We start from the raw sequence: 20,903 nt of genomic DNA on the forward strand, positions 1-20,903 counted from the left end.
GTGTTGGTATAGTAAGTGGCATTGATTGGTATTACAAGGATTTGGCTACTGAATAACACATAAAAAATGAGCCACAAAATATGCAGCCCATCTCTTATGATACGGAATAAAAATCAAATCACACCTTAGATTAAATGTGCTTTGAGCTCCAACACCTTATCTCTTGTCTTAGCTGCTTCTTCAAACTTCAAATCACGAGACATCTGCTTCATCTGTTTCTCAAGGCGACTGATTTCTTTGGCCAGCAAGTCAGGACTACGTAAGATACTGATATCCACATCAGGCAAGTTGCTCTTAATTGGAATTACCTGGTTGTCATTGGCATTATTATCGTCACCAGTATCGATTTTATCCGTGATACTACGGCGTGCACCTTTTGGCGTGATGTTATGCTCGACATTAAACGCTATTTGTTTTTCACGGCGACGATCAGTTTCATCTATCGCCTTTTGCATACTTGGTGTGATGCGATCGGCATAGAGAATGGCTTTACCATTTAAGTGACGTGCTGCACGACCAATGGTCTGAATAAGCGAGCGCTCAGAGCGTAAGAAACCTTCTTTATCGGCATCAAATATCGCTACCAGCGACACTTCAGGCATATCCAAACCTTCACGCAGCAAATTGATACCGACCAACACATCATGCACGCCTGTACGTAACTCATGAATAATCTGCATACGCTCGACAGTATCGATATCAGAATGCAGATAGGCGACTTTGACATCGTACTCTTTTAGATAACTGGTCAAATCCTCTGACATGCGCTTGGTCAACGTGGTAATCAATACCCGCTCATCCTTTTCGCGGCGTTTGGTAATCTCTGATAGCACATCATCGACCTGCGTCAATACAGGACGTATCTCAATCTCAGGGTCGATCAGACCCGTTGGGCGTACGACCTGCTCGACCACTTGCTCGCTATGCTCAAGCTCATATAACGCTGGCGTGGCACTCACGTAGATAGTCTTGGGCTTGATACGCTCCCATTCTTCAAACTTCATCGGACGATTATTCATCGCGCTTGGTAAACGAAAGCCGTAGTTGACTAGGTTTTCTTTGCGTGATCTATCGCCCTTATACATCGCGCCAATTTGCGAGACGGTCACGTGTGACTCATCAAGGAACAATAAGGCATCTTCTGGAATATAATCAAATAACGTCGGCGGCGCTTCCCCTGAAGGACGACCAGAGAGATGCTGCGAGTAGTTTTCGATGCCGTTACAGTAGCCGAGCTGCTGTATCATCTCAAGATCATATTGAGTACGTTCTTTGAGACGCTGCGCTTCAATCAGCTTGTTGTTTTCGCGGAAGTACTCCAATCGTGGCTCTAGCTCTTCGCGTATGGTATGACTGGCAGCTTCTAGCTTGTTGCGCGGGGTGACATAGTGCGATTTTGGATAAATAGTAATACGCGGCACACTACGTACAGTCTTGCCAGTTAATGGATCAAACCAAGTAATCTTCTCTACTTCATCATCAAATAAATGCACACGAACGGCCAGTTGCTCAGACTCAGCAGGATAGATATCTAGCAACTCTCCGCGCAAGCGATACGTACCACGTTCAAAATCCAATTCATTACGCATATATTGCATTTCAACCAGACGTTTAATCGTCGCCGTACGGTCTATTTTATCACCCACAACGACATGCAATAGCATTTTTAGATAACTTTCAGGATCGCCCAAGCCGTATATGCAAGATACTGACGCAACGATAATCGCATCACGACGCTCTAATAGAGCACGCGTAGCTGACAGACGCATCTGATCGATATGATCATTAATGGCACTGTCTTTTTCGATAAAAGTGTCACTTGCCGCAACATAAGCCTCAGGCTGATAGTAGTCATAATAACTGACGAAGTATTCGACCGCATTATTAGGAAAAAACGATTTAAACTCGCCATATAATTGAGCCGCAAGTGTTTTGTTGTGCGCCATGATAATGGTTGGGCGCTGCGTCTCGGAGATAACTTTCGCCATGGTATAGGTTTTACCAGAACCCGTGACCCCCAATAGTAACTGCTCATCCATATCAGAGTCGATACCATTGACTAGCTTTTTTATCGCTTGCGGCTGATCACCTGCTGGCTCAAAATCAGTGACCATCTCAAAGGCGCGACTCGATATTTGCGTCCCTGACGCATTGACACCACTAATTTCAGCTTCGCCTTGAAGCTGAGTGGCCAACTGATTTAACTGACGCGATGAGCGCGGTTCAGGCATTCGCATAATAGATTTCTTATTCTAGATGTTTATAACAATATGGGGTCTGAGGGTTGGTTTTTAAAGGATAAGCATCAGCTGAATATGATGCTTACAGACATCGCTCTTAACCTGTATATAGGTGCACAAGATAGCCATTCTATACGCCTGTTTTAGTAAAAAGTCAAAGACAGTTATAAAAAAATTACATGACTTTGGCTATATTTACAAAGCTTTTCATGCTTAACAAACCTTTTACACGACCACTCAACAAAGCCTAACACTTGAGGGTTCTAATAACCATTTAAGCTGCTATTATTTATAACGAATCAACAAGCACTGTCAGTTATAACATCAGTGCTAACACAGTACCATTATAGATAAACAAATAAGAAAAAGTGACACATCAAATTAAATTAAAATATAACGGAGTAAGTCATGAGAGAACGTTACGCAAGTGGAATATCAGACGAAACCGCCAGTGAAATGGTAAAGCTACTAAATGCAAATTTGGCCAACGTTATTGATTTAACATTAGATGGCAAACAATGTCATTGGAACCTACAAGGTAAAGGTTTCATCGGCGTACATCAACTGTTAGATGAAACATCAGAGCGTATCCTCGAAGTATCAGACACTATCGCTGAGCGCATCGTAATCCTAGGTGGTCAGCCAAATGGCTTGGCAAGCCGTGTGGTAAAAGAGTCCATTTTAGACGATTACCCAACTGATATTACCGAAGTCAATCAACATGTGCGTGAGTTAACCAGCCGCTACAAACAAGTGGCAGAAACATTACGAAAAGCCATTGCTACTGCTGGTGATGCAGGCGACGAAGACACTGCTGACCTATTTACAGAAGCCAGTCGCATCATCGACAAAGATGCATGGTTCATCGGTGCAAATGCTCCTAGCAAGTAGTTAGTAGCAAATATCAAGTAAACAACTTACTTAATTTTTAGAATGTAAGTTTAAAACATAAAAAGGTCGCCATAATTGGCGACCTTTTTTACGTTTATAGACTTCTATATGAAAGACCTTTAGATTACTAAAATATCAGCTCACTCTTCACGTGTAATTGCTTTAATATCTGCAGCCATTCTTGGCATAATATCTTGCATTTTTTCCATACTAGACTCCATGACGACAGGCATTATTTGTGCCATATAGTCTTTCATCATATCAGGCTGTTTATCGATGATGCTTTGTCCAACCTCGCTACTATAAAAATCGATCTGTGCATCAACCTCTTGTTGGTCAAAGTGCTGTTTGGCTGTCTCCATATAAATCTTGACAATTTGTTGATTCACGCTTTCTTGATCGCTTGTCATCTCATTACTATATTTACTGACAATATCTTCTAAACGTTGGCGCTGCTCCGCACTCAAATCATCAATAGACAGTGAAGATAAAATAGACTGCGTCACTTGATCTGTGATACCACTGTCACTAGACATATCATTCATCATCTCAACGACCTTAGTGACTTCGATGAGTTTTAACAAAGAGGCATCCGTCGGTACTGCCGCTTGTACAGATAACGTTGGCACCGCCATCAAACTGACCGCACCAATGCTCAACGATACAGCGAACACAGTACTTTTTAGTAGGTTTTTCATATAATTATCACTTTATTAGCAGACTATAATCGGTTAAATTAAAATATAGTATAAGGCAACCGAGTGCAGATGTATATTGAATACTTCAAGCGAAGTTAACGCAGTAAAATTTTTATAGTGAAGTGACTATATGCAAATCCATATAGGTTAAATTCATGTAAATCCGCTGCATCGTTGTTTTCGCTAACCATATCCGCGCTAACTATGTCCTAACTAAACGTAATAATGTATAGTTTACACTTGGTTTTCTTGTGTCGAAATTACTTGAACTCAACTATCTGTTTGGTAAAGTCAAAACATCTGCGTCTGGTACGGATAGGGTCAATATGACCTCTTGAAACAATGGGTCTTTGCGAAATTGGTTTTCAATAGCTTCAAACTTATGAGCAATCTGTCTCTCTTTTTGATTACCAGCGATGTCTACTGCTGCTACCATAAATATTTTTTTGGGTCCTACCCACTCTAGATGCAAATATGAAACGCTATCAATATCCGCATGATTCAGTAGCTCGCTTAACGCATAGCCATGTATTTGCTCTGATACTTTGTAGCCAACCAAAAAATCACGGTTACGGCTAATCAAAAAGACTGCTACAACGCCCAATAAGATACCAACGATAATAGAGCCTAATGCATCCCAAAATGGCTGCCCAGTATAAGCATGCATGCCCATCGCAGCCGCCGCAACCACCAAACCAATAACAGCGGCTAAATCTTCAAAGAACACACCACGTAACGTTGGATTAGAGGTATTAATCACATAACCAATGGCACTGATATTAATGGCCTCACCATGCTTTTTACTTTGTAGATAGGCTTGCACCAACGAAAACCCTTCGAGCACAAACGCGACTGCCAATATAATAAAACCAATAGTATAGTTGGTCTCACTTTCCGCTGCATTCCACTCGGTGATACCTGTATAAATGGAGACGATAGAGCCTGCCATAAACACACCAAAAGCAGCGATCATCGACCAAACATACGACTCTTTGCCATAACCCAATGGATGACTGCTGTCTGCAGGTTTGATCGCCTTTTTTTCTGCAACAATCAACAAGGTGCCATTCCCTGCATCTGCCCAAGAATGCGCTGACTCCGCGATCATAGAAGCAGATCCTGTCATCACTGCCGCAACGGTTTTTGCAATAGCAATGATGACATTGGCTCCGACGGCAATGAGCACCGTTTTTAGTGAGTTAGCATGTTGCTCACTTTGATTCGTCGCAGGGTTAGCACTATCACTACCAATATTAGTATGGGAAGCATCAGAATCGATGGCGTTCATAAGCTTACTTGCGCCACGACCAGATGGAACCTTCTGTCTAGTAGAACTATGAGCGTTGGTTTTGGGCGGCTTAAAACTCATGATAACCTCAGTAACATAACGAACATCTATCTATATTTGTGAGCAGCCTTACTTTCTATAAAACTGCTATTATTTATTAAGGTCTGTTGAACATTCAGCACCTCTAGCTGTTATGATCACGGCTCAGCTCTCCGCCCATCTCTTTTAACTCACAGCTGGGACGACTTGAGCTTTGCATACGTAAGTTCTTACGCTCTAACGCAGCATCAGCACGGCATTGTTGTAGATTGTTTTTAATCTCAAGTGGTGGCACTGCGGTTGGCTTACCTTTATCATCGATAGCGACCATCGTAAAGTAACAGCTATTGGTATGACGGACGGTACGCGCTCGCACGTCTTCGGCTTCGACACGAATACCAATCTCCATAGAGGTGTTTCCCACATAGTTGACACTGGCAGCAAAAGTCACCAGCTCACCCACATAGATGGGCTCTCGGAACATCACTTGGTCAACAGACAATGTCACTACATAGTTACCACTATAGCGACTGGCACAGGCATAAGCCACCTGATCAAGCATCTTTAACAAATCACCACCATGCACATTACCAATAAAATTAGCCATATCAGGTGTCATCAGTACCGACATATACAATTCGTGGTTTAAAGGTGCTTTTTTAGCAGTCGAGCTGGTATTTAATTGTGGCATGATGATCCTTATTTTTGGAGATGATTATGTATCTATACTAAACCAGTATGACAGAAAGCCAGTATGACAGATTTGACGCATTAAGAATATTTAACTGAGCCAATGAAAGCGATAAGCCAACCATGCAACAATAGCACTTACTGTACCTGTTAACACGCCGCCCCATACAAAATCAACCAATGCTGTATCTAGCGTAAAGCCTTTGTAGAGTGCTAAATTGGTAAAATCATACGTACCGTAAGCCATTAATCCTATTAAACCACCCAACAAGAAAATATAACCAATCGATGCGCCAGCTTTTATTTGCGGATACAGCACCAAGATACAAAGTGCCAGTATATAAAACATATAAAACACGCCAGCAGCCATCATGTTTGGCTCATCAGCCAATAAGTGACCGATGCGCGACTCATAAAAAGCGCCTTTCATGGTTGTCAGCCAAACGGCATCGACGCCCAAAAATATAACCACAGCAGCGAGATAAATAAAAACATAGCCCATGATATTACCCTTTATAAAATGAACAGAAATGTATAAAAGTCATAATGTCAGCCGTGGCTGAATAAAGTTTAGAAATGCTAAGATACGCGATGATACGGCACTGTTTTTGTAATATACCGCCTGTATTGTTTCGCGATTATTTGGTCTGACTATCGCATCAGGCAATATTTCAACCAAACGTCCAGAGTCCAAATCTTCACCAATCATAAAATGCGAGAGTAAAGCAATACCTTGATGAGTCAAGGATAGCTGGCGTAACGTTTCGCCGCTACTGGCTGTCATATGAAAGCTGAGTTTCACTGGTGTTTTTAATGGCCACCTGTTCAGCTTGGAGGCATCATTAAAGCCAATTAACTTATGACTGATCAAATCATCAATGTGGGTCACTTCGCTATGCTGACTTAAATATTCAGGACTGGCGACCAAATGTAGCTTACTGTTACCTAGTAGACGTGCATGCAGGTTTGAGTCTCTTAAATCGCCAATCCTGATGGCAAGATCAGTCTTGTATTCAAGCAAATCAATAATATTGTCATGCGAGGTTAGATCAAGCGTAATGTGTGGATATTGCGAAACAAACTCGCCGATCAAGGGCGTCAATTGATGCAACACAAATGGACTGGCTGCATCAATCCGTAGATGTCCACTCGGTGTTTGTTTTAACAGCTTAAGCGCCTCTTCACCCGTATATAAGGTATTTAAACTCTCACGCGCATATCTGATAAAAACATGCCCTTCCTCCGTCAACTCCAACCGCCGTGTCGTTCTATTTAGCAGCGTACATTGCAAAGTATCTTCGAGTCTAGACACAGCACGAGAGACTTTGGCAACCTGCTGATTCAGTAAATTAGCAGCGCCAGTAAAGCTACCAGTATCTACCACAGTCAGAAATATCTCTATATCTTCTGTCTTAGCATGCCCCATTATCGTGATCACCTTTACAAAATTGACAAAGGTATTTTGTCATTTGTGCTGTTTTTTGCAAACTATAAATACGTCAAACTACGCGCATCACTTAATTCCTAGGATGTCGTTATGCCACTCGCTTTATGGGCGCTTACTTTAAGCGCATTTGCAATCGGGACAACCGAATTTGTCATTGTTGGATTGGTTCCAACTATCGCAGCCGATTTAGGCGTGAGCTTACCTTCAGCAGGGTTACTAGTTAGCCTTTATGCTCTGGGTGTTGCCATCGGTGCACCCGTACTAACAGCACTCACTGGCCGCTGGAACCGAAAAGCCGTACTCATGAGCCTTATGGGTTTGTTCGTTATTGGTAACTTGGTAGCATGGCAAGCACCCAGTTATGAAACCTTAATACTTGCGCGTATTTTGACCGGTCTGGCTCACGGCGTGTTTTTCTCTATTGGTTCCATGATCGCCACCAGCCTTGTCAGTAAGGAAAAAGAAGCCAGCGCAATTGCCATTATGTTTACTGGACTCACCGTTGCGCTCGTCACAGGTGTACCCCTTGGTACATGGATTGGACAGCATTTTGGTTGGCGCGCTACGTTTTTGGTGGTGTCGGTCTTAGGTTTAATCGCCTTGATTGGTAGCGCATTATTGGTACCAAAAAATCTTAAACAATCTATAACCGCAACGTTTAAAGAGCAGTTACAAGTTATTGTAAAACCGCAGTTATTGCTCGTTTATCTTATGACTATCCTTGGCTATGGTGGTACTTTTACAGCATTTACTTACCTTGCGCCTATTTTAGAGCAGCAAACCAAATTTGCACCGTCTGCTGTTGCCCTTATTATGATGGTATATGGTGTGTCCGTTGCTATCGGCAATATCTGGGGTGGCAAACTTGCAGATAAACGTGGCCCTATTAGCGCGCTTAGCATTATATTTAGCGCCTTAAGTATTATTCTTTTATTGTTCACCTTTACTATGCAATCCAAAATTGCTGCTGTGCTCACTATTTTAGTATGGGGTGCTTTTGCCTTTGGTAATGTGCCAGGTCTACAAATATACGTGGTCAAGCAAGCTGAAAAATATACGCCAAACGCCGTTGATGTCGCCTCTGGATTGAACATTGCTGCATTCAATATAGGTATTGCAATGGGCGCGATTATTGGTGGTAGTGTGGTTGAAAACATGCATTTACAAGACACTGCTTGGATTGGTGCGGTTATCTGTTTATTGGCGCTAGCCGTGACCCGCTATTCAGGCTTCCTTGATAAACGTGCTGCGCAAATATCATAAAACCTCTTAGTACGTAGGTCTCAAACGGTTAGTACGGTATGAGACCTTGAGAGCGCTAAAGCGAAACAATATGTACACCAAAATATTTATATCGACGCTGTATCTGCCATATCTTCATCATTAAAGCCTGTTTCATCGCTCAAAACTGTTTTATGATTTAAGACGGCAGATGGCAAGTCAGAAAAATGTAGCGTATCGATATTATTTGGCTTTACGGCTGTCACTTGTACCACACCAATCGTGCGTTCTAAAAATCCACCTTCGCAGTAGCAAAAGTAAAAATTCCACAAACGAATAAAGGCATCATCATAACCAAGCTCGGTAATCTCTTCGCGCTGCGCCATAAAAGCTAAGCGCCAATCTCTAAGCGTATGCGCATAGTCAAAGCCATAATCATGAAGCTGTTTTATAACCATGTCGGTTTGCTCTGTGAACTGGGTATTAAGCTCTTGATTAGAAAGTAGACAGCCACCTGGGAAAATATGCGTCTGGATAAAATCCACTGAATTTAGGTATTCTTGATAATTCTGGTCATTAAAGGTAATCGCTTGTAGAACCATCAGCCCTGTAGGCTTGAGTAGACTGTTACACTTAGCAAAGAATACTGGCAGATACTCATGTCCAACGGCTTCAATCATCTCGATGCTAACTAGTTTGTCGTACTGTCCTGTTAGCTCACGATAATCCTGCTTGAGTAATGTGATTTTGTCAGACAGACCTTCTGCCTCTACTCGGCGCTGCGCCTCATCGTACTGCGCATCAGAAATGGTCGTCGTCGTGACAGTACAACCATAGTGCTTGGCAGCATAAATGGCAAAACCACCCCACCCTGTACCAATTTCTATCACATGGTCGTCAGCAGTCAATTGTAGACGCTGGCAAATAAGCGCCAATTTGTGCTGCTGCGCATCGCTCAACGACACATCAGGCGTACGATACACCGCTGATGAATACATCATCGTCTCATCTAAGAAACGCTGATACATGTCATTGCCTAGGTCATAATGCGCCAAAATATTAGATTTGGAGCCAGATTTGTCATTACTACGCAGCTGATGTTTGGCTTTTTCAAAGGCTTTACTCACGCCTGCAAAACGATTTTCTAACTTATTGAGTACCGTCAAGTTACGCGCTGCCAACCGAATCAATCCAGTCAAATCATCCGTATCCCACTCACCATCAATGTAGCTATCCGCTAGCGCAATAGAGCCACCGAGTAATAGCTGACGATATACGATGGGATCATAAATTCTCAATGTCACATGCAGCGGATGACGTCCGACTGCTGAACTGCTTATGCTGCTATCAGACGCGCCGCCAAAATGAGTCCTCTTAGGGGCATTATCGTCAAACGCCTCAATCAAAGTAATGCTACCAAACTGAACATGTTGCAACGCTTGAAATATCAGCTTTCTGGCTACTGTATTTACGCCACCACTCACTGGCTGCAATACAGTACTCTCATTGATTGCTTGATTTATCCGCGCGGTCACTTTTTCTAATGTTGAAACTGGTGCTCGGTCGGTCGGTCGTGCTGGCATTGTGTGTTTATCCTTATTTAAAGTTAAGTGCATTATTATTGATCTTCGAATATTGATATTCGAACTACTCAGGTTTGTTTTAGCGCTTAAGACTTGTTTTTGTCTATGCTGTCTTCTTTTTGCTGGCTATCGGCTAGCTTTTCGTCATAGTTTACATAAGGCACTTTTTTGATCGCATACAGTTTGAATGCATGCCAATAAATACGAGTTAAGGACGTCATATTCATCAGCGGGTTTTGGCGCAAGCTTTTGCGAACAGAATCAGCGGTCATTGGTACGCCAGATATCTTTATACCTGTTTTTAGTACCTCACCACGCTCATCACTGATATCAATCCCGATACACACCTGCAAGCAGTTATCAGGTTGTTTTTTTACCTTCACCTGCCAGCGATATAGCTGATCGATAGGATTAAAAGGTGACACATGAAAGTCTTTGTCATGACAAAACTCTGTATCCTCACCCTCAAGCACAAACCCATAGTAATGGCGCTTGTCCCATGGCGTATTGGAAACTTCGGCCAGCAAGTGTGTTGGGTTCTGATCTTCATCAAAACCCAAATAAAAATTCACTGGACTAAAATATACACCCGCATTACGGCATACCAGCAATCCGATGATATCGCCTGTCGGTGCACTACCTGCCTGCTCCATAAACGCTTGGCTTAAACGATTATGGAGTGCTTGAACAGAACTTGCCTCAGCCTCTGCATACTTGCCTTTACTTTTATTTAGCTCACTTAGGCCATTTGGGTCACTGGCGCTACCTGATCCTTGTGACTGCAACCCTTGCACATAATCGTCAGGGCAAAATTGCTGTAAGGCTTTTTTCTTTGCTGAAAATAATGGCAATCCTTTTGCTAATAGCCTTTTTAACGGCAGCTTTTGCAATAGCCTGTTTTCGCTACAAACTGCCGTACTTATTTCAGGCAGTGACTCCCCGCTAGCTAAGGCACTTATATTGACGCCCCAATAGCGATACGGATACACAAACTTATGTACATTTGGCAGTAATCTACTGTGCCACGTCGTTCCATGGAACAGCTGATGTGGCAATGCGGTGTTGGACGAATACTGCTCAATAGGCATGGTGCACTCTTTTATGATATTGGTTAATTTTGATGCCAAAACTTTGATGCCAAAACTTTGATGCTAAAACCTTAATGCTAGAATTTTGGTGCTAACATCTCAATGTCATGATTATTTCGCTTTTCGACGACCAAACAAGCTTGTTTTTTTCTTTTGACCAGTAATCACAGTATTGGGCTGTAAACTTTTCACATAGTCAACCAACTCTTGATTGGTAGAGGCAGTCGTCACCTGGCGCTTATTGAGTTTGCGTACCTTGATATCTGCCTTGACTGGTAAGTCTTTATAACGAAATGGCGTATGCGCACTCTCAGCATCGGGTAGATGACTTAGATCTACGTCATCTTTGATATCAATAGTATCACCGAGCGTTTGACACACGCGTAACCCGCTGCGCACGCCATCTTCATGAAAACCATTGAACCAATATGCTCCGCAAAAATGCGTATGCGTCCTTCCATTAGAAATAGTCGACCATTTGGTTTGTGCATCCATCATTGCCTTATCAAACACTGGATGACTGTAATCGATACTTTTGATAACTTGCTTCTCATCAATAGTCTTATTGGCTGTTGATGGATTGAGCGTAACGAGGTAGTTATGCTTTTTAGTAAGGCGTTGCAAAATATTCATGTGATAACTAAGTACAGGCTTAGCAGGAGTTTGTGCGCTTTCGACAGCTGTTCCTGCGTCAGTCATGTTGTCCGGCGCTGTTTCATCTATGAGATAATTCCAGCTTGCCCATGCTAGAGGCTTCTTGGGCAAAATACTGGTATCGGTATGAAGAACAGCGGTGTTGTTCGTAAAGCGGAAATGCTTCAGCACCTCAGTTTCATCAGTACTGGCATCTTTTAAAATCTTTAGCGCCGTATCTGCATGACAAGCAAAAATCACCTTATCAAATACCAAGTTTTCAATTGAGTTTTCGATACCGTCATCAGCACTGGCTGCATTCTGAACGGTCAATGACACTTGATCACCATCACGAACCACAGATTGTACTGGACAATTAACTTTAACTTGACCACCAGCCTTAACAAAGCGCGTAACCAGCTTATTCACATACTGTTTTGAGCCACCTTTTATAGTGAACCACTGCGGACGATTGACCACATCTAGCAACCCATGGTTATCGAAAAATTGTGCAAATAACACTAAAGGAAAGTCTTCTACATCATACAAACTGGTCGACCAAATAGCAGAAACCATTGGCAGCAAATAGTGGTCTTTAAACAACGTACCATAGTTTTTCTGTGCTAAATAACTGCCAAGTGTTTGCTCAGTAAAACTGCTAACGTCTTCTCCTTTTGCACGAGCAGTATCGTAATCCTGACGCAGCTGCTTGATGTGTTTATTAAACTGTAAAATATCTTTAATAAACTGCCAAAATTTTGGATTAAGCACATTTTTACGCTGCGATACTAAAGTATTGAGCGTGTGACCGTTGTATTCAAAATTGCTCGCCGTGTTTTTCACCGAAAAGCTCATGTCTGTCGACTGAAAAGGTACTTTCAAATCATATAGCAAGCGAAAAAAGTTAGGATAAGTGCGCTCATTAAATACGATAAACCCTGTGTCTATTGCACTGTTCTCGACATTGCTACTCTTGGCTTTTTTGCCATCTTGTAGTGCAACATCGATCGTGTTTACATGTCCACCGATATAGTCGTTAGCTTCAAATACGGTTACGTCGTGCTGTGCCACGAGGTAATGCGCACAGGTCAAACCTGATACGCCCGAACCGATAATGGCGATGCGTTTTTTCGCTTCAGTTTTAGAACTGCTTTGTGCATCATTGCTAGCTTGATTAGAGGCTGTCTCTGTATTTTTAAGTTTACGGCGCATCAGCGGCATAGAGGTTCCTTTGTATTTTTATCTGCTTCAATGAATGATGTTTTATCACAATAATAAGTAACTATTTATTAAGTTTGCTACTCACTTGTTGCCATACCAAATCTGGTAATGTTCCCAACGCTTTTAGTGGTAGGGTAAGTTTTTTGGGAAATTCAATCACCTCATGACCGCTTTCTATACCGCCGCGAATGGCTTGACTGGCCTGTTCTGGTGTCTGAATGAATGGCATAGGAAAATCGTTCTGTTCGGTCATTGCTGTTTCGACGAAACCAGGCACTACCAAGCTAACCGACACATCATGCGGCGCAAGGCTAATCTGTAGAGTTTTCATTAAATAATGGATGGCAGCTTTTGAGCTTCCATAAGCTTCAGCACGCGCAAAAGGCACATAAGCAGACGCTGAGCCGATACCGACTAAACGACCTTTTGAAGCGATTAACTTGGGCAAGACCCCTTCTATCGCATGCGACAACGTGCCCATATTCACAGACATAACTTTCATAAATATACTGCTATCGAAATTTGGCATATCTAGGTATTCGCACATACCTGCACCGCAAATTGCCACATCAATTTCCGATATTTTATCAAAGGCATCAAGCACCTTATTCCGATCCATCAAGTCCAAACTAACAACCTCTGCGCCTAATGACTTAAGCTCAGCCAATGCCTCCTCATCACGACCAACGGCATAGACCTGATGCCCTTCTAGTAGATAATCTTTGGTCAACTGGTTACCAATACCAGAAGTCGCGCCAGTAATCAGAATATGTAGTTTCTTAGAAGTGTCTGTCATCGTTAGTATCCTATCTCACTTTTTATAGTATAAAAATCACCGCTTAATAAGGCATCATATACATAATAATTGTTATCATTTGATATACGGTATTATTTGTATTTATTTAAGCTATTGCTCATTTTATTTAAAAAATCTAAATAGTTATAGTGTACGGATATAGGTTTATTGTTGTGTCTTCGCAATCAGCAGCATTGGGATGAGCAGCTGATATAAATTGGATCATTGTTAATCAAATACTGTTAATCAAGTACGGCTAATTGGGCGCTGTTAATACACATTGTCAAAATCATTCACCTTGATACCATCTCATGTTACTCGCGTCATAAGACAGCGTAATATCAGCGTGCTACAATGCCAAAACCAGTATCGAAGTTAGGGCATGTCCTCAATTCAATCGATAGTTATCTAAATGGGTTAAAAATAGCTAAATCTTGCCAAACGGCGTCAAATAGCTGACTAATATCTCGATATTATCTGCTCTATTTTCCTTGTTTGACGGCAATTTATCTCATTTTTATCACCATTTTTAAAATGAGGACACGCCCTAGTATAAAAATTAAAATAGATACTTTTACCACTTATATACTTTTACTACTTAATAGTGACTGTCTCTAAATGACGACTGCTTTCCCAATCTATAGTCAAATCCATATAAATCCGCTACATCGTCATCCTCGCTGACCGTACTAATGTATAGCTTGCACTCGGTTTCCTTGTATCGAAGTTATTTGAACTCAACTATATAAAAAATATTCCAATATATGAAAAATATTGATTCCTTACACATTCTAATATCGTATGCTGATAACATTTAAAACGTTATATCATTCATAATAGATTTTACCCACCCTACTAATATAAAAAGGATCTCCCATGAGCGAGTTGCAATTATCTGACCGCGTCAATAACATCAAACCATCCCCTACGCTAGCGATTACTAATAAAGCCAAAGAACTAAAAGCAGCGGGTAAAGATATCATTGGTCTGGGTGCAGGCGAGCCTGACTTTGACACACCAGAGCACATCAAAAACACAGCCATCGATGCCATTAATAATGGCTTCACTAAGTACACGGCTGTCGACGGCACGCCAGAGCTAAAAAAAGCCATTATTGAAAAATTCAAACGTGACAACGACATCAGCTACGAGCCTAATGAAATTCTAGTATCGGTTGGTGGTAAACAGTCATTCTTTAACCTTGCTCAAGCCTTTATCAACCCAGGTGATGAAGTTATCATTCCAGCGCCGTATTGGGTCAGTTATCCTGACATGGTTATCATCGCAGAAGGCGTGCCAGTCATCGTCAAATGCCCTGCTGAACAAGACTTTAAAATCACTGCCGAGCAATTAGAAGCCGCTATTACTGATAAAACCAAAATGCTGGTATTAAACAGTCCTTCTAACCCAACTGGCATGATTTATACCTTGGAAGAATTAAAAGCGTTGGCTGAGGTATTAAAGAAACATCCACAAATTTATGTCGTTTCAGATGATATGTATGAGCACATCCGCTGGACAGGTGATAAGTTCCATAATATCTTGAATGCTGCCCCTGAACTAAAAGACCGTGCCATTATCTTAAATGGTGTTTCTAAAGCCTATGCGATGACAGGTTGGCGTATCGGTTATGCTGGTGGTCCTGCCAAATTGATTGGTGCGATGAAAAAAGTTCAGTCGCAATCGACCTCCTGCCCAGCCTCTATCAGCCAAGTAGCAGCAGCAGAAGCCATTAGCGGCGACCAAAGCGTTCTAGAACCAATGGTAGAAGCATTCGAGAAGCGTTGTGATCTTGTGGTTGATGGCTTAAACGCCATCAAAGGTATTACTTGCTTGCGTCCTGATGGCGCATTTTATGTATACCCAAATATCGTGCCATTAATCAAAGCCGCTGGTTTGTCTTCTTGTACTGAATTTTCAGCATGGTTATTGGATAAAGTCGGCGTAGCCGTTGTACCTGGCGACGCGTTTGGCCTTGGTGGTTATATGCGTATCTCTTATGCCACTGATGAAGCCACACTAAAAGATGCGTTATCACGTATCGAAAAAGCAGTTGCTGAATTGGATGTTGCCGAATAAGTATTAGAGCATTATTTTTTTAAAAGTGTTTTATAAAAAAAGGCGCCACATATTCACTATGTGGCGCCTTTTTTGAATATTTTATAATCAGTACTGATACTCAGTGTAAAGCCTGTCTTTGACATACTCATCACACGCTTAGTGGAAAAAGGACCAAATCTGGAATGAATAGGTGAGAAAGCGGCCTATTCACTCATTAATATAATAATATTTGCCAATTATGAAAAAAAAGCTTGACGTATTTTTTATCTTTGCTAGAATACGCCCCACTTAGCAAGAACTCGTTAGAGACTTTCTAAGCTCGTTGTAAAGGTATCAAATACTTACAACCTATTCTCCAATAGCTCAGTTGGTAGAGCAACGGACTGTTAATCCGTGTGTCCCTGGTTCGAGCCCAGGTTGGAGAGCCACATTTTAGTAGTAAATCTTTGAATCACCTTTGATTCGATTATGGCATTTGCCAAAACCCCCATCACTTTGATGGGGGTTTTTTTATGGCTGGTATTTTTAAACATCAAGAGGCGTGCTCAATAATATTAGAACCTGCTGAACATTCAAAAATAAATGCTGCCAGCAACACATTTGAATGTTCAACAAACCCTAGTAAATTTAGTTATTTTAAGCCATTGAACGAGAAAAACAGCTGGTTAATATCGAAATATTAACCAGCTGCTTGGAAAGATTTAGTTATTTTTGGCCCAGTTATAAGATTACCGCTTGAATTGAGGATGTGCCCTAAGGCAAGAAAATAGAAATATGTGCCTGCTCTTTGTTTTCTTGAATCACATTGTCATATGCTGATAGCTGATCATTAGAAAAGCTATTGGTAAATTGCCACATAGTTGCAAATATAGCCGTTAATAGCACCGCCATAACAGCAATAATAATCCATAACGGTGTCTCACTCGTGAGCGTATGTTTTATCTGATCAGGAATGGCCCAAAATGGTGAAAATTCGTTCTTATTACCTCGTAGGTGCTCAATTTCATCACCCAACCGCGAGATGAGATAACGAATTTTTTCAGGGGCTTCTAAACGATACTTACCCTGAAAACCAAGTAGCATTGCATAATGATACACCTCCAATGCTGCTAGGTGCTTCTCTCCTTGCTCACGCAACCCATCCAAGCGATCAAAAAACTCATTACCAGCGACTTGTGAGCCAAACAAATCTAACTGCAGAGGATTTAACTCCCAAGAATCTTTGAGTATCTGAAATTCTGGCTCTTGCGATGTCATGATGGTTTCATCAATCAATGCACAGTAAGCATATTTTGCTTCGTGCACGTCTTCTGACATAAAGCCTTTTTTTCGCGCATTGGTCTCGAATTTATCTAAAAAGTTATATATCTTTTGGCGAAATTTACTCGGCTCAGTACTAAAATAATGATTACGCAGTAAGAAAACCAAATAAAAGCCATCATACATAATATCGACTAGCGACTGGCTGCTAACACGCTTATCAAGACCTGTTGCCGAAACTTTTGATGCTACTTCACCTGAATCTAATAGTGAAGGCGCAGAACCCGTTGAATTATTCCCTGCCATGACTGTTCCTAATACGTATTATTTTCGGATACTACTTAGTGTCTATATTTTAGTATCTATAGTCATTTACCCATTTTAAAAAGGACAATAGAAATGAAGACACACTACGCTGATAAAAATAACTGATAAAAATGCTGAATCACAATCTATCACACATAGTCATTTATGATACATAGCTATACAAACAAATAAACTTGTAGCAGGCTCACTCAAAAGTAAGCCTGCTAATGACTAATAAACGAGGCTACTGAACGATAGCCATCAGCTCGATTTTTAAATCGTCAAAACCATTCGGCACATAGATACAGATAGACTCAGATTTTAACATCTCGTCATACAGATCACCTACTGGCTCAATAGTAAAGTAACTAAACCCTGGTCTCACAGGTATTGCACTAGGTACCTGAGTAACATGGGACACAGGTGAACCTGGTAACGCTGACAGAACACGTTTTTCTACTGCGTCAGGAGTCGCGATCTTAAAGCGGCGAGGTACAATATCAATCAGCTCATGCATCGGTAGCGACGAGCTAATAGACAGATACAACTGTGAGCCACGCGTAATTTTGTCACTACCCAGCTCACCAGTATAATAAGAGGGTTTATTCTGACGTAGTGGAATCGATATAAAGTTACTCGCAATAACGGTATTAAGTAACTCACGAATAATCGAAATGATACTCACAAATGACTCATTGGCATTATCATGGTGATAAGCGGGCAAGTCGCCGACTTTATATAATGAGCTAAAAGTGGCCAATTGACTGGCGACGTTTAACAGCGCTTCATAAAGGCGTTCTGGATGTAATTTGGCATTGTTATATAAATGACTTAGCTGAGAGTATGCTGTATTGAGCGTATGTAACAACCAAAAAGAAGCAATATCTGACGAGCGAAACTCTAGCAAGTCATTATTCGATTGACGGTGATGATCGTATAAAGAGGTAGACTTGGTATTAATCATGGTCATCAAACGATAGACTTGACCAACAAGCGCAGGATTACTCGTAATTTGTACGCTCGGTACAATGTAATCCTCATCCACTTGATAAACGCCTTGAGTCGTACGTTCTAACTTGGCAACCAGTAAAGATACGGTATCTTGACTGGGCGCTTGCGCGGAATGACTTAGCTGCAAACTGGGGGACAACTTAATAACGTCGATGACCGCCTCAGCTGCTTGGCTATATAAATCTTGCGCCTCGACTGCACCTCTTACATAGCGAGCAGGGTTTTCACTTTGCTCGGTCTGTATATTACTACCGCCACTATGAACTATCTCTAAACTCAAAAATACAAACACATCATCGCCATTGTCTTGAGTATCCAATGTAATAGCTTTTGGCAATGCATCAGTACGGGGCGCTTGATATATTGTTCCATCTGGCAATACAGCATAAATACTTTGAAAGCTTAATAAATTGCTTTCCAAAAGCTGCTTATCAATTTGGACATCAGACACGCCATACGCATATGGATGCGTCAACATCATACTCAATGCTCGCTGCGAGTTATGATAAGTGTCTTGAATTTGAAAATGCTGAGGTCGTAGAAAAAGCCCCTCGCCCCATAATACTCTGTTTTTACTCAAGACAATCTCCTACGAACAGCTGGTCAATGGCTGCTGATAATATTTTAGTTTGGTCGTAAATTCGGGTGCTTTGTCTGGGCTGATGCCTTCCGTAATATTTACATCGCATGCGCCAATATTAAGCGTGAGTGGTGTGTCAAAATTGAGGCTGCTGATGGGAATGAGAAACTGCGAACGTTTTTTGGTGTATCTCAGTCCTACTTTTACCGCAATAAAACGGGCATCTTGTGGAATATTTAAGCTCAGATTACTGTCACGATTAGGAATAACACTGACTTCTTTCGCAGCTAGCGTTTCAACTTCAGTAAATTGGCTGTCTTCTTCTAAAAATGCTATATAAGCAGTACTCGCTGTACCTTGCGTTGCACGACCAGCATTGGCACTAGCCGATGCTTTAATAAGCACTGGAATTTGCTGACGTTTTAGGTGTTTTTGCAATGCCTCTAACTGTTTCTGCTGCTCCTCTAGCTGGCCTTTGAGCTCCTGCAAGTCATCATCATTACTGATAAGACCTTTTATCTTGTCAGTAATACCAGACTCACCTGCTAGCTCAGAAGTTTTATCATTTGAGCTACTAAATCTATCAGTGCTACATCCAGTTAGCGTGCCACTTAGCAAGAGTCCTGTGACAATAAATGATATCGGCAGTGTCATACATCTGTTCATATTTTCAATTTACCTTGAAGTATTATCGTCATTATTGACTGGTCAAAATCTCTGCCATTTCTGGGCGGCCGAGCACCCCTTTTTTACGTAGTTCAACATGACCAAGATCCATCATGCGCCAGTCACCACCCCACACAAGTCCAGCAGACTTCGCTACTTTACCATATAATTTATAACCTCGCATCGCCCAAGGATCCTTTTCAGTAATGACAATCTTACCATTTCTAATAAAAGCACTGTCACCTGCCAAACCAAACTGATGATAGCTCTTGTATGAGCCTGCTTTTGTCACATGAGAGCCTTTTTTGAGCAGTCTTGCCTGCCTTTCAGGGCTTCGATAACCTTCTAAAAGTACCATCTCATAGCCATACTGATCACTCATCACCTTATACACAGTCAACAGCCGTTGAACAAACTCCGAGTTCATTTTCTTCCAATTACGGTCAGCATTCTTAATGTTGATATGACCGTTACTTAGATGTGAGGCCAAAATGTCACCTGAATAACCAGTACTAGTATCTTGAGTATTTAAGTCAGATAAATCCGGTTCAGGTAATAACAGAGGTCTATTAACTTGAGCACCATTATGTGAGGCTTCCGGCCAATACGCCGTATCTGCCTTGCTGGCGTGATAACTGGCAATCTCGGCATCTAGTTCAGCAAACAGCTCTTCTGGTGGCGTAGGTGGCGGACGCAAACGCTCTCCAATTAATAGCTGGCTGATTTGATTGCTTGGAGTGTTGATTGTCGTATCGTTCGCATGATACACCTCAAGAGAGTAATTAGTAATCAAGGCATAACATAGTCCAGCAGTGGCCACAACAATCACCAATGACAGTGCTGATATAACGGGAATACGAGAAATATCTACCCTTTTAACCTTATCTATTAGCTGCTGTATGCGAGCGCGCAACGGCTTTACTTGGGGCTTTATTACTGAAGAAGCTGCTGATTTCGATTTGAATTTAACACTAAATAGCCGCTGAAAAAATACCGTAATGCTATTCAACAGTCGCGTGAATAGCTGCCTATCAAAAAGCATGACAATCATGATGATAGAGATAAATGTAAAAGCAGACACAATCACGTAAATCATAAATAAGCGGCAACAATTGTTAAAACGATAAAGATGAAGGCAAACAGGCGTTGATAAATTCTATTTCGCAAGTATTATATAGACAAAT

Annotated in this window: 17 protein-coding genes and 1 tRNA gene; 4 read left to right on the forward strand and 14 right to left on the reverse strand. The window is 41.5% G+C overall.

The genetic code is table 11. The features are described 5' to 3' along the window. Nucleotides 1-125: 125 nt before the first annotated feature. Nucleotides 126-2,237 carry an excinuclease ABC subunit UvrB gene (gene uvrB, locus ACT3RN_RS02435; protein ID WP_192991890.1) on the reverse strand — a complete coding sequence of 704 codons (2,112 nt, stop codon included), beginning with the start codon at nt 2,235-2,237 and terminating at the stop codon, nt 126-128. A 411-nt stretch (nt 2,238-2,648) separates the two neighbouring features. Between uvrB and dps the strand changes: the two genes are divergently transcribed. Further along, the gene (gene dps / locus ACT3RN_RS02440; protein ID WP_192991889.1) at nt 2,649-3,131 is read left to right on the forward strand and encodes a DNA starvation/stationary phase protection protein Dps; all 483 of its coding nucleotides are present in this window, start codon (nt 2,649-2,651) and stop codon (nt 3,129-3,131) included. A gap of 140 nt (nt 3,132-3,271) precedes the next feature. Here the strand turns inward: dps and ACT3RN_RS02445 are convergent, their stop codons facing one another. The 5 genes from ACT3RN_RS02445 to ACT3RN_RS02465 form a co-directional block, all read right to left on the reverse strand. After that, on the reverse strand, nt 3,272-3,829 hold the full coding sequence (locus ACT3RN_RS02445; RefSeq protein ID WP_192991888.1) for a DUF2059 domain-containing protein: 558 nt from the start codon (nt 3,827-3,829) through the stop codon (nt 3,272-3,274). Between the two features lie 274 nt (nt 3,830-4,103). Further along, on the reverse strand, nt 4,104-5,198 hold the full coding sequence (locus ACT3RN_RS02450) for a cation diffusion facilitator family transporter (RefSeq protein WP_192991887.1): 1,095 nt from the start codon (nt 5,196-5,198) through the stop codon (nt 4,104-4,106). A gap of 103 nt (nt 5,199-5,301) precedes the next feature. Beyond that, nucleotides 5,302-5,847, reverse strand: a complete 546-nt coding sequence (locus ACT3RN_RS02455; RefSeq protein ID WP_192991886.1) for an acyl-CoA thioesterase — start codon at nt 5,845-5,847, stop codon at nt 5,302-5,304. Nucleotides 5,848-5,937: 90 nt separating this feature from the next. Continuing rightward, on the reverse strand, nt 5,938-6,348 hold the full coding sequence (locus tag ACT3RN_RS02460; protein WP_192991885.1) for a DUF2177 family protein: 411 nt from the start codon (nt 6,346-6,348) through the stop codon (nt 5,938-5,940). Between the two features lie 39 nt (nt 6,349-6,387). Continuing rightward, nucleotides 6,388-7,272 (reverse strand): LysR family transcriptional regulator, encoded by an 885-nt coding sequence (locus tag ACT3RN_RS02465; protein WP_226945060.1) that lies wholly within the window; start codon nt 7,270-7,272, stop codon nt 6,388-6,390. A 111-nt stretch (nt 7,273-7,383) separates the two neighbouring features. On the opposite strand from ACT3RN_RS02465, the gene ACT3RN_RS02470 reads away from it, so the two are divergent. After that, complete coding sequence (locus tag ACT3RN_RS02470) at nt 7,384-8,556, forward strand: MFS transporter (RefSeq protein WP_192991884.1); 1,173 nt, start codon at nt 7,384-7,386, stop codon at nt 8,554-8,556. 86 nt (nt 8,557-8,642) lie between these two features. Here ACT3RN_RS02470 and ACT3RN_RS02475 read toward each other — a convergent pair whose 3' ends face one another. From ACT3RN_RS02475 to ACT3RN_RS02490, 4 genes are all read right to left on the reverse strand, one after another. Then, nucleotides 8,643-10,097 carry an SAM-dependent methyltransferase gene (locus tag ACT3RN_RS02475; protein ID WP_192991883.1) on the reverse strand — a complete coding sequence of 485 codons (1,455 nt, stop codon included), beginning with the start codon at nt 10,095-10,097 and terminating at the stop codon, nt 8,643-8,645. Nucleotides 10,098-10,183: 86 nt separating this feature from the next. Continuing rightward, nucleotides 10,184-11,185: a DUF1365 domain-containing protein gene (locus tag ACT3RN_RS02480; RefSeq protein ID WP_192991882.1), complete on the reverse strand. Its 1,002-nt coding sequence runs from the start codon at nt 11,183-11,185 to the stop codon at nt 10,184-10,186. Nucleotides 11,186-11,296: 111 nt separating this feature from the next. Beyond that, entirely contained in the window at nt 11,297-13,039 is a 1,743-nt protein-coding gene (locus ACT3RN_RS02485) for an NAD(P)/FAD-dependent oxidoreductase (RefSeq protein ID WP_192991881.1), read from the reverse strand. A 61-nt stretch (nt 13,040-13,100) separates the two neighbouring features. After that, entirely contained in the window at nt 13,101-13,835 is a 735-nt protein-coding gene (locus ACT3RN_RS02490; protein WP_192991880.1) for an SDR family NAD(P)-dependent oxidoreductase, read from the reverse strand. Nucleotides 13,836-14,711: 876 nt separating this feature from the next. On the opposite strand from ACT3RN_RS02490, the gene ACT3RN_RS02495 reads away from it, so the two are divergent. After that, a complete protein-coding gene (locus ACT3RN_RS02495; protein ID WP_192991879.1) occupies nt 14,712-15,914 on the forward strand; it encodes a pyridoxal phosphate-dependent aminotransferase in 1,203 nt (400 codons plus the stop codon). A 334-nt stretch (nt 15,915-16,248) separates the two neighbouring features. Beyond that, nucleotides 16,249-16,324, forward strand: a tRNA-Asn gene (locus ACT3RN_RS02500). A 325-nt stretch (nt 16,325-16,649) separates the two neighbouring features. Here ACT3RN_RS02500 and icmH read toward each other — a convergent pair. From icmH to ACT3RN_RS02520, 4 genes are all read right to left on the reverse strand, one after another. Continuing rightward, nucleotides 16,650-17,462, reverse strand: a complete 813-nt coding sequence (gene icmH / locus ACT3RN_RS02505; RefSeq protein ID WP_192991878.1) for a type IVB secretion system protein IcmH/DotU — start codon at nt 17,460-17,462, stop codon at nt 16,650-16,652. 244 nt (nt 17,463-17,706) lie between these two features. Further along, complete coding sequence (gene tssK / locus ACT3RN_RS02510; RefSeq protein WP_192991877.1) at nt 17,707-19,053, reverse strand: type VI secretion system baseplate subunit TssK; 1,347 nt, start codon at nt 19,051-19,053, stop codon at nt 17,707-17,709. Between the two features lie 9 nt (nt 19,054-19,062). Next, complete coding sequence (locus tag ACT3RN_RS02515) at nt 19,063-19,707, reverse strand: hypothetical protein (RefSeq protein WP_192991876.1); 645 nt, start codon at nt 19,705-19,707, stop codon at nt 19,063-19,065. 43 nt (nt 19,708-19,750) lie between these two features. Continuing rightward, nucleotides 19,751-20,800 (reverse strand): M15 family metallopeptidase, encoded by a 1,050-nt coding sequence (locus tag ACT3RN_RS02520; protein ID WP_319020958.1) that lies wholly within the window; start codon nt 20,798-20,800, stop codon nt 19,751-19,753. Nucleotides 20,801-20,903 lie beyond the last annotated feature (103 nt).

The sequence above is a fragment of the Psychrobacter sp. AOP5-GZ1-6 genome (assembly GCF_052376345.1).
Taxonomy (GTDB): Bacteria; Pseudomonadota; Gammaproteobacteria; order Pseudomonadales; family Moraxellaceae; genus Psychrobacter.

What these genes read in the sequence shown, in the direction of transcription:
- ACT3RN_RS02460 (WP_192991885.1), bottom strand. Translation starts at nt 6,348, where the DNA reads ATGGGCTATGTTTTTATTTATCTCGCTGCTGTGGTTATATTTTTGGGC.
- dps (WP_192991889.1), top strand. Translation starts at nt 2,649, where the DNA reads ATGAGAGAACGTTACGCAAGTGGAATATCAGACGAAACCGCCAGTGAA.
- ACT3RN_RS02490 (WP_192991880.1), bottom strand. Translation starts at nt 13,835, where the DNA reads ATGACAGACACTTCTAAGAAACTACATATTCTGATTACTGGCGCGACT.
- icmH (WP_192991878.1), bottom strand. Translation starts at nt 17,462, where the DNA reads ATGGCAGGGAATAATTCAACGGGTTCTGCGCCTTCACTATTAGATTCA.
- ACT3RN_RS02455 (WP_192991886.1), bottom strand. Translation starts at nt 5,847, where the DNA reads ATGCCACAATTAAATACCAGCTCGACTGCTAAAAAAGCACCTTTAAAC.
- ACT3RN_RS02485 (WP_192991881.1), bottom strand. Translation starts at nt 13,039, where the DNA reads ATGCCGCTGATGCGCCGTAAACTTAAAAATACAGAGACAGCCTCTAAT.
- ACT3RN_RS02450 (WP_192991887.1), bottom strand. Translation starts at nt 5,198, where the DNA reads ATGAGTTTTAAGCCGCCCAAAACCAACGCTCATAGTTCTACTAGACAG.
- ACT3RN_RS02445 (WP_192991888.1), bottom strand. Translation starts at nt 3,829, where the DNA reads ATGAAAAACCTACTAAAAAGTACTGTGTTCGCTGTATCGTTGAGCATT.
- ACT3RN_RS02470 (WP_192991884.1), top strand. Translation starts at nt 7,384, where the DNA reads ATGCCACTCGCTTTATGGGCGCTTACTTTAAGCGCATTTGCAATCGGG.
- ACT3RN_RS02475 (WP_192991883.1), bottom strand. Translation starts at nt 10,097, where the DNA reads ATGCCAGCACGACCGACCGACCGAGCACCAGTTTCAACATTAGAAAAA.
- ACT3RN_RS02480 (WP_192991882.1), bottom strand. Translation starts at nt 11,185, where the DNA reads ATGCCTATTGAGCAGTATTCGTCCAACACCGCATTGCCACATCAGCTG.
- uvrB (WP_192991890.1), bottom strand. Translation starts at nt 2,237, where the DNA reads ATGCGAATGCCTGAACCGCGCTCATCGCGTCAGTTAAATCAGTTGGCC.
- ACT3RN_RS02465 (WP_226945060.1), bottom strand. Translation starts at nt 7,272, where the DNA reads ATGGGGCATGCTAAGACAGAAGATATAGAGATATTTCTGACTGTGGTA.
- ACT3RN_RS02515 (WP_192991876.1), bottom strand. Translation starts at nt 19,707, where the DNA reads ATGACACTGCCGATATCATTTATTGTCACAGGACTCTTGCTAAGTGGC.
- ACT3RN_RS02495 (WP_192991879.1), top strand. Translation starts at nt 14,712, where the DNA reads ATGAGCGAGTTGCAATTATCTGACCGCGTCAATAACATCAAACCATCC.